The organism is Paraglaciecola sp. IT1134, from assembly GCF_058068185.1.
In genome coordinates, this window is sequence record NZ_CM176486.1 from 2,186,028 (window position 1) to 2,198,001 (window position 11,974).

The following is an 11,974-nucleotide window of genomic DNA, read 5'->3' on the forward strand; positions in this document are numbered from 1 at the left end:
GCATGGATTTTGAAATAAAAAATAGAATCCATTAGCAAGCGTTACTTTCTGATTAATTTACACTCTAAAATTTAACCGAGTAATTCATCATTTTAGTAAAGACTAAAGCTTAATTCAATTTTTAATAAATAACTTACTAATAATAAGTGGCCAATAGTGGCACGCGCAATTAAGTTACCGAGTATGGTGAGTGTAAATATTTAGTACCAATTTTTAGTCGCCCAGTTAAGTTCTATTTTCAAATTAGAGTAAACCTCATTCAGGTAAAGTTGGAGGTTATACAAAGTCTTGGGGAAAATTTTTAAGGTGGTTTTAATGTGTTATTGATGGAATTTTTAGTTAGCACTTAACTACAGTTGATGCGGGAGCGTTGTTACTGAATAAAAAGCGCATACGCACTCCCGTTAGATTTTGAGTATTTTAGCGTTGCTATTTTTCAGAGTGATCTATGTGAATGGTGACAAATCGTTTTTTAATGGAGCATAAAAGATGAAATTATTTAATAAAAATTTACTAGCAGCAAGCGTGGCGATCATACTTGGCTCAGCAACCAGTGTAATGGCAAACCCAACTAACACTGCAAACGAAATTGCTGACTCTCAAACCGCCACTGCTAGCGCTGACAGCACTGGTGATTCTTCAGCAGCGGCAAACGAAAACTCCTCCGCCACAACTGATAATAGCACTGACTCTTCTGACAATAGCGATGGTAGTGATAATTCCGATAACAGCGACAACAGTGATGGTAGTTATGCAACTGCAACTGATTCCGGAGCAAACAATGGCAGCACGGCCATGAGCGATCGCTCGGATAATTCAGATGACAGCGATAATTCAAACAACAGCGACAATTCAAACAACAGCGACAATTCAGATAACAGCGATGCCTCAGATAATAGCGACAACTCAGATAACAGCGACATGAGCGATGGCAGCTATGCATCTGCAACTGATTCCGGAGCAAACAATGGCAGTACGGCCATGAGCGATCGCTCGGATAATTCAGATAACAGCGACAATTCAGACAACAGTGATGCCTCAGACAATAGTGATAACTCAGATAACAGCGACATGAGCGATGGTAGCTATGCATCTGCAACTGATTCCGGAGCAAACAATGGCAGTACGGCCATGAGTGATCGCTCGGATAATTCAGACAATAGCGACAATTCAGATAACAGCGATGCTTCAGATAATAGCGACAACTCGGATAACAGTGACAATTCAGACAATAGTGATGATAGCGACAATAGCTACGCTTCAGCGACCGACTCAGCCGCCAACAATGGTAGTACAGCCATGACGGATCGCTCAGATAATTCAGACAATTCAGACAACAGCGACAGCAGCGTGGCTACAGGTACTGACGCCGCCGCCAACAACGGTAGTACAGCTATGAGTGATCGCTCTAATAACTCAGACAATAGTGATAACTCAGATAACAGCGACAATAGTATGGCACAAGCTAGTGCTATGGGATCTGCGGCAGCTAACGGTGGTAGTACTGCAAGTAGCGATAATAGTGATAATAGTGACAACAGTGATAGCAGCGACAATAGTTACGCTAACGCTGCCGAAGGTGGGGCGTCGGCTAATGGTGGTAGCACCGCCAGCGTAGATAATAGCGATAATAGCGATAATAGTGACAACAGTGACAACAGCGATAACAGCGATAACAGCGATAACAGTGATCAAAGCTCAGCTTGGTCGGATGGTTGGGGTACATCTGCCGCAAACAACGGCGGTGTTGCCACTGCAACCTACAGTGTTAATGAATCAAATCTAACGGGTTCTGTTACTGGTAACTATGTCAATTATAACTTTGACAACCAGTCTACGATTACAAGTAACAACAACATGTCTGATACGTTCAATGGTACTGCTGGGATTAACCAAAACGTGCAAAATCTTGGCGATAATGCGTTAACTCAACAACAAGTATCGTTCCAAGGAAATGTGAACGTAAATCCATAAATAGTTGGTTTCATTTGGAAGGAAATAAATAAGTTGCTGACCTAGTAGGTCAGCAACTTATTATAAGGATACGGGCCATGAAGAAAATATCTAAAGACACCAACATATTTATTCTATTTTCCTTACTCATTTTTATCTCTGGCTACGCAGCTGCCGAAGAAAATATCGATAACTTCTCTCCTGTTTTGCTGGAAGCCTTAGACCAGGAAAGAGGCATGGGAGGAATACTTGATGTAACCAATAATACTCATCTGGAAGCCGTATTAACAGACAACTCCACGTCAAATAGTGTCACGGGTAGTAACACTATTGATGAAGGTTCATTTCATGAGGCAAGTGGTATTTTCTCGATCATTCAAAACACCGGTAATAATGTCATCATTCAAGATTCCACAATTATTACCGTAACCATTACCCCCTGATTAAGGGATGCAAAGGTGTAAATATGAGGTCCTGTTTGTATATAGCGATATTACTAATTACATTTCCGGTTTTTGGTGGCCTCGTTAGTTTGGGCGAACATTACTCAATTAAAGTAACGAGTATTGTCGAACAGCGTTTTAAGACGATTTATAAACAAAAGTATGACTTTAGCTGTGGATCAGCAACGCTAGCGAGTCTCCTTACGTTTCATTATGACGATGTGGTCAACGAACAAAGTGTATTCAAAGATATGTTTGAAAATGGTGATCAGGAAAAGATAAAACACCAAGGATTTTCGTTATTAGATATGAAACGTTATTTATCCCGTCGCGGGTATCAATCAAACGGTTTTAAAATTAGTTTGGAACAACTATCCAGCGCTAAAATTCCCGCTATCACCATTATTAACAACGGCGGGTATCTGCATTTTGTTGTGGTTAAAGGCAGTACCGATAAAAAAGTATTAGTAGGTGATCCCGCTATCGGTTTGAAATCAATCGAAATAAATAGATTCAAGGAAATGTGGAACAAGCGAATTTTCTTTGTTATTCAAGATAAAAACGATATTGCAGTTAATCACTATAAAAAAAATCAAGAATGGGACTACCAGGTAAAAGCACAGTTAGGCTTGGCAATTGACCATTCGAGTCTCGGTTTATTTAATGTATTGCAACCATCCAGTGTGGATCTTTAGCCTTAAGGAAAAGAAACTGAAATGAAACATTGCGACTTACATCTAACCACCTATTTTATTTACGCAGTCACGTCAACACTGCTAATTATGTCGTGTGTGGCAAAGGCAGACGAACATACATTAGAGCATAATTTGTTAAGTTTAGTAGAATGGCAGCCGGTTTCGGAAGCTACATTGTCTTCACTTCGAGGTGGTTTTGTACTCAGCAATGGGTTAGTAGTTGATATTAACGTTGAGAAAAGTATTTTTCAAAATGGCGTACTGACATCCCACTCTTATTTTCAGTCACCACAAAACATTAATCTTGATAAAGGTGAATTTAATTTTAATTCGGTATTACCGGACTCAACGTTTAACACTGTTTTACAAAATACGTTAGATAACCAGACGCTTTCAACACTCAAAAACATCGATGTAACGATCAAGCACTTGGAGCATGCACAGTTGGCGTTTGCACGTGACGCGTTATATAACAATTTTTTTGAAGCGCGCACACATCAGTAGATTACCCATCATCTGTGCCCCCGGTTAGAACGTGACAGGTAACCTAAAGTTAAGTCGGGTGTCTTGTGCATCATCTGTCACGCCTATAGCAAGAGAGAGGTTAATATTTGTTTGCTCAGAATACCTAAATGAATAACCGATTATCAACTGGCCGATGTCTAATTGACTACCGTCTATTTTCATATCATTGATTTTTGATTTCAAAACATGTTTATGTGAATAGCTAAGGCTCATGGATGTTCTTTCATTAAGCGATACCCCAAGCCCAAAACTAATACCCGCGCTATCCCCAGCATCCACATTACCCACGTCTTCATCGTCAATATCCTTATTGTAGCCGTAACTAATATTGCCGAAAAATACGCCAGGATCTGTAGGATAAATAGCAGTTAAACTAGGTTGAATACTCACATACCCAGACCCAGTAGGCAATTCTGTTGGGAATACTGCGCCAGGGGTGGATTGTATAAACTCAACCTCAAATGGACTCGTTCCGGTCGGTATAGTCGCTACCAAGTTTGCCACGTAAATTGGCCCGCCATCATTAGCGGAATTCAGTTGGTAGCGAGTCGACAGTTCAATATCACCAAGACCATGGCCACTTGCATTGAAGATTTCATCTTCACTCACTCCGACACTTACCGGGCGTGAACGTTGACTATCACTTCGTCCGATATAAGGGATCCTTATATCGAACTCCCATCGATCCGTTAGACCATATCTAGCAGAAATACTGCCAATAAAGCTGTGGCGCTTTATTTCGCGAAGATCAATTAACCCGACAACGAGTGCGGGAATGAACGAAAACGCATCGAGATAAACACGATTATTATCTGTATAGGCGTACCCGATAGAAGGCTCTAACACTAAATTTCCTTTACCGGTTAATACGCCACTAACGTTATCATTCAGTTTAGGTATGGCATTTACATCGATCGCATTAGCAGTTTTAGGTGGTGCTTGACCAACCGGTCTTGTCGCTACGGCTGTCTGATTCACCGCTGGATAAGGCTCGTTAGTGTCTTTGACAATAGTCTGTTGAATTGAACGCTCGATTTTTGTACTTTTTGTATTTTTTGTATTTTTTGAATTGTCGTTAGCAGCTTTATTATCTACCAGTGTTTGAACTATGCGTTTGAGTTCTTTAATTTGTTTACCTTGGTCGGTGATCATTTTTTGTTGACGCTCAAGTTCTGCTTGGTACTGATTTTCTACTACGCTACCTTGTGGTATAGATTGCGCACCGTGGGAAAACTGAGATGTTACCAATGAAACTGCAATAGCAATGACTGATAATTTAGGAAGATAAACTGGGCGTAAGATGGTAATCGCATTTTTCATAACTAGTCCTTTTATTTTTTGTATGAAAACATCCAAGCTGTAAAAAGTTAAGAAATGCGTATTAATATTATTTTTTGTGACTATTTTTTCATAAATATAAACAAGTTATACATTTTAAAAGTAGATGACTACGCTCATAATTACAACTAAGTTAATAGGGGGAAAAGGAATGAAAAATTAATTTATATAACAATATTAGATATCAAAAGAAAGGTTTTTACTGAATTGATATTTTTGTCGTTCTATTTTTATTAGCTGCTTTAAATAACACAATGGTCAAATTACCCATACATTCCAACTAATCTCAATAAATAATATGGCATGGGCAGTGATCTGGCGGCTGCCTTGAAACCGGGCAGCAGCTATAGATTACGGATCAGTTTGCCCAGATTCCTTAAGTTCAGGCTCAACCCCTTCATTCTCTATTTTGCCGTCTTTTTGCATATATTTTGCGACCAATAAAAATATTAATGACCAAAAGGTACCGGCCGTCCAACCTGCAAGCACATCGGTGGGCCAGTGCACACCCAAATATACGCGGCTAATGCCGATCATGACGGTTAGTATAATAGCAATACTATATAAATATGCTTTGACACGTTTTCTATCCTGCACTTGCGCCAGTAGACTGGCCAACGTGAGATAAACCAAGGCAGAGAGCATTGAATGACCGCTAGGAAAACTGCTGGTATATACATAACTGCCATGGGGAACTAGGTCAGGACGCGGACGGGTGAAGCCATATTTTAAGGAAAAACTGATCAACATACCGCTACCGATCGCTACTAATACCAGCAACGCTAATCTGCGTTTATGTTCAAGCAGTAAAAACCCTAAGGCTAATAGTGTCACAAATGTCAGTACCCCTACGCCACCTAAAGCAGTAATGTCACGCATCAATTCTTCAACCCACATTGGACCAATGGGATCTGACACGTCAGTATCATTGCGCAGCATCAACAGCAGAGTTTCATCTACACTACTGGTGCTGCCGGCCATCACTACTTCTGCTAATTCGACAAAGCCCCATAAGCAAACCGCTAAAGCAAATAAAATGAAGAGTTGATTGGTATCTTTAAAGTCCAGCCAGAAATTGCGTCCATTTTTCATTTTGTTCCTCTATTTTTGATAAATTTCTTGTCGTTAATTCAGCCATTTTTTGCTACGGGTGTGGGCAAAATAGAGAGTAACACCAGTGACTATTAATCCCGCTGCCAGCATCAGCCAATAATGACTGTCTGGCTGAGTGTCCTCCCCTAACATAGCCCTGCCACCTACCCAACCCATATATACGTATATACTGGTGAGAGGGATTTGTCCGATTAGAGTCGCCCAGATATAGGTGGTGAGCGGCACATTAGTAACGGCAAAACCATAATTTTTAACCACGGCGGGTACAAAAGGATTTAGCCTGGCCATGATGATAAGTGCGGCGCCGTGCTCTGCTGCCAAGTCGATAATTTGTTGGCCTTTTTCAGTATTGGTTATTTTTTTCAATACTGGTTCGCGAATAAAGTAGCGGGAGAGCAAAAATGTGAATACCGAAGCGCTACACCCTGCGACCAAGGCAATGCCTAAAGCAGGGGCAAAACTAAAGATAATGCCGGCAGAAATGTTAAACAAAGAGCTGGGAAACGACAGTGACACGAGCACTAGGTATGCCAGTAAAAAAACCAGCATGCTCAATGCACCGAATGACTGAATCGTTTTTATGCCTTCGATCAACGTTTCTTTGCTGAGCAAAAATTTCCAGGCCAAAATACATAGACCAATTACCACTGCTGCAGCGCAGACCATGCCAAGTGTTGAGCGCATATTCGGTTTGTTCATCGTCTGTCACCCTCAACCAGAACCTTGTCATTAACACAAGTGTTATAGGGCCATCTGTTGAGCGAACGGGCGGTGATTATCAGCATATTTTATTATTATCTGGATTGTGATTGTTTTTCATAAAGCTGGAATTATGCCAATTTTTTATTTTACTAAATATCAATAACTTAAATATCAATTGCCGATACATAAAGGTGGTGAAATGTAAAAATTTCTTAGCCTTGAGCCATGCTTAACCACCGCGCTCAATCTATATGCCTATTATAAGGCAATGCACTGTCACTTTGTCGTGGTCAATAACCTTCCGTCATTTGCCTTGGTTCGAAGGGTTAATCCAGGGTGCGTTTATAGCGGGTGATCGCGACAATACCGACCAAGACGGTAAAGGTTAATATAGCCAATAATTCATAACCTAGATTGTAAAAGTTAGCATTTTTTAACATCACCCCACGTACGATGCGCAAAAAGTGAGTGAGGGGCAGCAATTCTCCCAACCATTGTGCCCACACTGGCATACCACGAAACGGAAACATAAAACCCGATAGCAGTAATGACGGCAAAAAGAAAAAAAACGTCAATTGCATGGCTTGCATCTGTGTTTTGGCCAGAGTTGAAAAGGTAAAACCCAGGGCCAAGTTAGCAATAATAAACAAAGCCACTGCTACCAGTAACATGGTCAAGGAGCCAGCAAAAGGAACGGAGAATAAAAATCGCGCAGCTAATAAAATGATCACAGTTTGTACCGCACCCACCCCCACATAGGGAGTGATTTTCCCTATCATCACCTCAATGGGTGTGGCCGGCATAGCTAACAGGTTTTCTATGGTGCCTTGCTCCACTTCTCGGGTCATGGCCATGCCCGTGATCATTACCATTGTCATAGTAATGATCACGCCCAGTAGACCAGGTACGATATTGTGTTGGGTGATACCCTGGGGATTGTACTTGGGGTGAATGACCAATTCGATAGGTGAGGGCACAGGAACAAGCTCTGATAGGCTACCCGTTAATTCCTGTAGTAACACGCGGTCAACAATAGTTTGAGCCCGTTGGATCGCATTGGACGATGCGGCCGGATCAGAAGCATCTGCTTCGATCAGCAGTTGTGGGCGCTCACCGTGGATCAATTTACGGCTAAATCCAGTAGGGATCGTTATGACAAAAGACACGTCGCCATTGACTAGTAATAAATTTGCTTCGTGCTCACTGTTTGCCTTATGGGTAAATTGGAAGTAGCCGGAGTTTTCAAAGGCCTTGAGAATACTTCTGACGATAGGTGTTTGTTCTTCTGCGACAACAGCAGTGGGCAGGTGTTTGGGATCAGTATTAATGGCATACCCAAATAACAATAACTGCATTAGAGGCACACCTAACATCATGGCAAAGGTGATACGATCCCGGCGCATCTGGATCAGTTCTTTGATGGCAATGGCCACTGTACGGCCCCAGCTAGCGACAACGGGGGACAACCACGCTTTCATGAATACAACCTTTGATCCTGGCCGGATTTTTCCATTAAGGCAATGAATATATCTTCTAGGCTTGGTTCCACAGCCTGCCAATCTGCGCTGGGTGCAGCGCGATGAACGGCGTGCTGCAATGCCTGCTCGTCATAACCACTAACGTGTAGCGCCGCGCCAAAATAAGCCGCATGGGCTACTTCAGGCTGTTGGCGTAACTTTTCAGCCAATGATCGTACTCCATCACCCTGGGCGCGAAATGTGAAGAGTCTAGCGTCGGCTATGATTTGGGCTACTGAGCCTTGGGTAATGAGCTTGCCGTTCGCCAGATATACTATGCGATCACAGCGCTCCGCTTCATCCATATAATGTGTGGAGACTAGTACGGTTAAGCCGGCCAGGGACAGATGATGAATTTGATCCCAAAAATCCCGCCTGGCCTGTGGATCAACGCCCGCCGTGGGTTCGTCCAACAATAATAATTGCGGGTTGTGCATGGTTACGGCGGCCAGCGCCAGGCGCTGTTTCCAGCCGCCGGACAGTTGTCCCGCCAACTGGTTTTGCCTTTGGGACAAACCCAAAGATTCCAAGGTTTGCTGCACACTTTCCTTGCGTTTAGGCAGTTGATATAAGCGCGCCACAAAATCAAGATTTTCCCTTAGGCTTAAATCACTCCAGAATGAAAATTGTTGTGTCATGTAGCCGGTTAAACGGCGGATCTGTTCGGCTTGGCGTAAAATATCCAATCCCAGGCAACTCCCGCTGCCTTCGTCGGCCTTAAGCAAGCCGCAAATCATACGGATAGTGGTGGTTTTTCCAGAACCGTTAGGACCTAAAAAGCCCCATACCTGTCCTTTTGGCAGCTGAATGTCAACGCCATCAACCGCTACCTTATTGCCAAATCGTTTGACCAGTCCGCGTACATCCACCGCAAACTCACTCATGGCAGACTCACCTCGACGGGCAACCCGGGGCGTAATTTACTGTCCGGCCCCAGACGGGCTTCGAGCATAAACATCAATTTTTGCCGGGATTGTTGGTCATAAATAACCGGTGGGGTAAATTCCGCTGAGCGGGAAATATGGAAAATTCTGGCCAGTTGCTCCTGGGATATACCGTCGGCTGTTACACTGACCGAATCTCCCAAGGAAAATTTCACCAATTGTCCCTGAGGCACAAAAAAATGTATTACTAATGCACCTTCCGGTAGTAACGCCAGCACGGGTTTACCAGCTGTGACAAATTCTCCCTGGCGATAAAATACTTCTTCGACCTGTCCACTGGTATAGGCGACTACTTTACGCTGAGAAAGCTGCCATTTGGCTTGGCTAAGCACAGCTTGGGCTGCCTGTTGTGCGGCATAAGCGCTTTTTATCAGCTCTTCACGTGATCCCAGTTTCGCCACTTTAATACTGGCTTGTATGGCTGCTAGTTTGGCGACATTGGTGTCATATTGTGCATTTACCTCGGTTGCCCGTGAGGGTGGCGCCAAGCCTTGCGACACCAGTTTAATCCAGCGCACCTGTTCGCTTTTAGCAAATTCCATGGCCACAATAGCTTCACGTTTTTGAGCGTCAAGCTCGACTATTTCTTCTTGTCTGGCGCCGGTCGTCGTATTGCGCTCCTGGGCTTGGGCCTGCTCCAGGTGAAATTGCGCTTCGTTTACTTGTGCTTGTTGTTGTTCATCATCCAACTGAAACAGCAGCTCGCCATTTTTGATTTGCTCACCGCCAGTTAATGAATTTGATATGATCCAGCCCGGTTGTGGGGCCGCAATGTACAACAATTCAGCTTCAACATAGCCGGTAAACTGGTTTGAGACCTGTTGCTCATTACACGCTATCAGCTGGCTTGTTAACAGTATGACTAGGCACTGTGTTAGCACAGAATTGTTGATACATTTACGCATGGTAGACCTTTGGTGTGGCTCCAAGGGCCACTAACAAATATTCAGTATGCATGGCAAATAAAGCGTCCAGATCAAGTTCGTTGGCGCCTAAATTGCCGTCATCATTGTCAACTGGTTCAAATATTACCCGCCAGATAACAGAAAAGAGTATGGGCGCGACAACAAGGCGAACCGTTAATGGCACATCTACAGGACGCCAATCACCGCTTTTAATTCCGCGTTGCAAAATAGCTTCTAGCATAGTGAATACCTGGCCAATGACATGTATTCGATAAAAGCTGACTAGCTCGGGGAATGCCTTGGCGTCACTAATTAATACTTTGACCAGTTTAGGCATGGGAGTAGTACGTATCAGGTGCGGAATAATGCCCATTACCTGGGTTAATGCCTCGGGACCGCTGGTGGCTGCCATGGCGCGTTTAGCGGTCTTAGTTACCGTCGCCCTGGCAACATCTTCAATTAGGGCTTTAAACAGACCTTGTTTGGATTTAAAATAGAGGTACAAGGTGCCCTTACTTAAACCGGCGCGCCGGGCGATGTCCTCCATTCTGGCGGCGTTAAAGCCTTTTTCAAAAAATTCATCCATGGCTGCTATTAACAGGCAAGTGCGGCGCTTATCTTTGGCGTGTGCGGTTGTGGCCCTTTGCATTTGCTACCTAAATTAAATAACTAACTGGTCAGTTATTTAATTTAGGCTTGCCTTGGGTAAAACACAAGCAGCAGATCTGTGGGGATTTGCCCGTTACTCGTTAGATGGAATTCGATCAAATCGCCAAACATTAGATTTTTGTCGGGTTTATGTTCTAGTGTGATTAGTGATCCTAATTTGGCGACTTGCTAATGCCTATTCAGTCAATTTGGCTCCCGGCCGACTAATAGTCTTTTGGTACAAAGCGTTGTTTATGTTTGGCGCGGCGACGATAAGCGCTTTTGTCTATTTCGGGTAATTCTACCGATTTATGGTGGATTTTCTGATAAGGAATTTGCTGCAATAAGTGTGCGATGCAATTAAGGCGCGCACTTTTTTTATGATCCGCATCAAGTACATTCCAGGGACTGATATTGGTGTCTGTGTGCTCAAACATTACATCTTTTGCTTTTGAATACTCAGTCCATTTACTGCGGGAAATTAAATCCATATCAGAAAATTTCCAGCGTTTGAGTGGGTTATTTAAACGCTCAATGAAACGCTGTTCCTGTTTTTCGTCCGACACCGCTAACCAGTATTTGATTAAAACGATCCCCGAACGGATCAACATCTGTTCAAATTCCGGACAAGCCAATAAAAAGTCCTGATATTCAGCTTCACTGCAAAAGCCCATGACGTTCTCCACCCCGGCCCGGTTGTACCAACTGCGATCGAACAATACCATTTCACCTGCAGCGGGTAGATTAGAGACATAGCGCTGAAAATACCATTGGGTTTTCTCCCGGTCAGAGGGTTTACCCAAAGCAGTGACCTTGACCACTCTGGGATTCAGGCGACGTGATATAGCTTTTATCACACCGCCTTTTCCAGCGGCATCTCTGCCTTCAAAGACCACTACCACCCTTAAACCCTGTTGCTGGATCCATTCCTGCAGACACACAAGTTCAATTTGCAGTTTGCTAAGCTGTGCCTGATATTTTTTACGCTTCATCTGTTCCTGGCTCCGTTATTAAAATTGTCTTTGGGACGTGGTAAACCATCAGTATAGTCATTTGGTTGAGGCTATAAATAAATTCACGGCTAGTCCTAATTAACTGAAGAATAAGAAATTTATCAACGGCGTAGGGAGCAGAGGCGACAAACAACAATGGTTTTATTCCAAAGATCTTTGTTACACTGCCAGGCCTGCT

12 protein-coding genes are annotated in these 11,974 nt (G+C 43.2%); 4 read left to right on the forward strand and 8 right to left on the reverse strand.

From position 1 onward, the window contains the following. Positions 1 to 489 precede the first annotated feature (489 nt). From AC3RV5_RS09565 to AC3RV5_RS09580, 4 genes are all read left to right on the forward strand, one after another. Positions 490 to 1,974 (forward strand): dentin sialophosphoprotein, encoded by a 1,485-nt coding sequence (locus AC3RV5_RS09565; RefSeq protein WP_489731691.1) that lies wholly within the window; start codon positions 490 to 492, stop codon positions 1,972 to 1,974. A 77-nt stretch (positions 1,975 to 2,051) separates the two neighbouring features. Continuing rightward, the gene (locus AC3RV5_RS09570) at positions 2,052 to 2,396 is read left to right on the forward strand and encodes a hypothetical protein (RefSeq protein WP_489731692.1); all 345 of its coding nucleotides are present in this window, start codon (positions 2,052 to 2,054) and stop codon (positions 2,394 to 2,396) included. Positions 2,397 to 2,419: 23 nt separating this feature from the next. Continuing rightward, positions 2,420 to 3,091, forward strand: coding sequence for a C39 family peptidase (locus tag AC3RV5_RS09575; protein WP_489731693.1), 672 nt, complete (start codon positions 2,420 to 2,422; stop codon positions 3,089 to 3,091). Positions 3,092 to 3,112: 21 nt separating this feature from the next. Next, the gene (locus tag AC3RV5_RS09580) at positions 3,113 to 3,595 is read left to right on the forward strand and encodes a hypothetical protein (protein WP_489731694.1); all 483 of its coding nucleotides are present in this window, start codon (positions 3,113 to 3,115) and stop codon (positions 3,593 to 3,595) included. 24 nt (positions 3,596 to 3,619) lie between these two features. Here AC3RV5_RS09580 and AC3RV5_RS09585 read toward each other — a convergent pair whose 3' ends face one another. The 8 genes from AC3RV5_RS09585 to ppk2 form a co-directional block, all read right to left on the reverse strand. Then, the gene (locus AC3RV5_RS09585; protein WP_489731695.1) at positions 3,620 to 4,936 is read right to left on the reverse strand and encodes a transporter family protein; all 1,317 of its coding nucleotides are present in this window, start codon (positions 4,934 to 4,936) and stop codon (positions 3,620 to 3,622) included. A gap of 369 nt (positions 4,937 to 5,305) precedes the next feature. Beyond that, on the reverse strand, positions 5,306 to 6,046 hold the full coding sequence (locus tag AC3RV5_RS09590; RefSeq protein ID WP_489731696.1) for a phosphatase PAP2 family protein: 741 nt from the start codon (positions 6,044 to 6,046) through the stop codon (positions 5,306 to 5,308). A gap of 33 nt (positions 6,047 to 6,079) precedes the next feature. Next, positions 6,080 to 6,766, reverse strand: coding sequence for a TVP38/TMEM64 family protein (locus AC3RV5_RS09595; RefSeq protein ID WP_489731697.1), 687 nt, complete (start codon positions 6,764 to 6,766; stop codon positions 6,080 to 6,082). Between the two features lie 329 nt (positions 6,767 to 7,095). Then, complete coding sequence (locus AC3RV5_RS09600; protein WP_489731698.1) at positions 7,096 to 8,247, reverse strand: ABC transporter permease; 1,152 nt, start codon at positions 8,245 to 8,247, stop codon at positions 7,096 to 7,098. Next, entirely contained in the window at positions 8,244 to 9,170 is a 927-nt protein-coding gene (locus AC3RV5_RS09605; RefSeq protein ID WP_489731699.1) for an ABC transporter ATP-binding protein, read from the reverse strand. The genes AC3RV5_RS09600 and AC3RV5_RS09605 overlap by 4 nt, the downstream gene beginning before the upstream one ends. Next, entirely contained in the window at positions 9,167 to 10,135 is a 969-nt protein-coding gene (locus AC3RV5_RS09610; RefSeq protein ID WP_489731700.1) for an HlyD family secretion protein, read from the reverse strand. The genes AC3RV5_RS09605 and AC3RV5_RS09610 overlap by 4 nt, the downstream gene beginning before the upstream one ends. Then, positions 10,128 to 10,784, reverse strand: a complete 657-nt coding sequence (locus AC3RV5_RS09615) for a TetR/AcrR family transcriptional regulator (protein WP_489731701.1) — start codon at positions 10,782 to 10,784, stop codon at positions 10,128 to 10,130. The genes AC3RV5_RS09610 and AC3RV5_RS09615 overlap by 8 nt, the downstream gene beginning before the upstream one ends. Before the next feature lie 223 nt (positions 10,785 to 11,007). Then, positions 11,008 to 11,775: a polyphosphate kinase 2 gene (gene ppk2, locus AC3RV5_RS09620; protein WP_489731702.1), complete on the reverse strand. Its 768-nt coding sequence runs from the start codon at positions 11,773 to 11,775 to the stop codon at positions 11,008 to 11,010. Positions 11,776 to 11,974 lie beyond the last annotated feature (199 nt).

Excerpts from the sequence above, each read along its gene's own strand:
- AC3RV5_RS09565 (WP_489731691.1), top strand. The coding sequence starts at position 490 with ATGAAATTATTTAATAAAAATTTACTAGCAGCAAGCGTGGCGATCATA.
- AC3RV5_RS09570 (WP_489731692.1), top strand. The coding sequence starts at position 2,052 with ATGAAGAAAATATCTAAAGACACCAACATATTTATTCTATTTTCCTTA.
- AC3RV5_RS09575 (WP_489731693.1), top strand. The coding sequence starts at position 2,420 with ATGAGGTCCTGTTTGTATATAGCGATATTACTAATTACATTTCCGGTT.
- AC3RV5_RS09580 (WP_489731694.1), top strand. The coding sequence starts at position 3,113 with ATGAAACATTGCGACTTACATCTAACCACCTATTTTATTTACGCAGTC.
- AC3RV5_RS09585 (WP_489731695.1), bottom strand. The coding sequence starts at position 4,936 with ATGAAAAATGCGATTACCATCTTACGCCCAGTTTATCTTCCTAAATTA.
- AC3RV5_RS09590 (WP_489731696.1), bottom strand. The coding sequence starts at position 6,046 with ATGAAAAATGGACGCAATTTCTGGCTGGACTTTAAAGATACCAATCAA.
- AC3RV5_RS09595 (WP_489731697.1), bottom strand. The coding sequence starts at position 6,766 with ATGAACAAACCGAATATGCGCTCAACACTTGGCATGGTCTGCGCTGCA.
- AC3RV5_RS09600 (WP_489731698.1), bottom strand. The coding sequence starts at position 8,247 with ATGAAAGCGTGGTTGTCCCCCGTTGTCGCTAGCTGGGGCCGTACAGTG.
- AC3RV5_RS09605 (WP_489731699.1), bottom strand. The coding sequence starts at position 9,170 with ATGAGTGAGTTTGCGGTGGATGTACGCGGACTGGTCAAACGATTTGGC.
- AC3RV5_RS09610 (WP_489731700.1), bottom strand. The coding sequence starts at position 10,135 with ATGCGTAAATGTATCAACAATTCTGTGCTAACACAGTGCCTAGTCATA.
- AC3RV5_RS09615 (WP_489731701.1), bottom strand. The coding sequence starts at position 10,784 with ATGCAAAGGGCCACAACCGCACACGCCAAAGATAAGCGCCGCACTTGC.
- ppk2 (WP_489731702.1), bottom strand. The coding sequence starts at position 11,775 with ATGAAGCGTAAAAAATATCAGGCACAGCTTAGCAAACTGCAAATTGAA.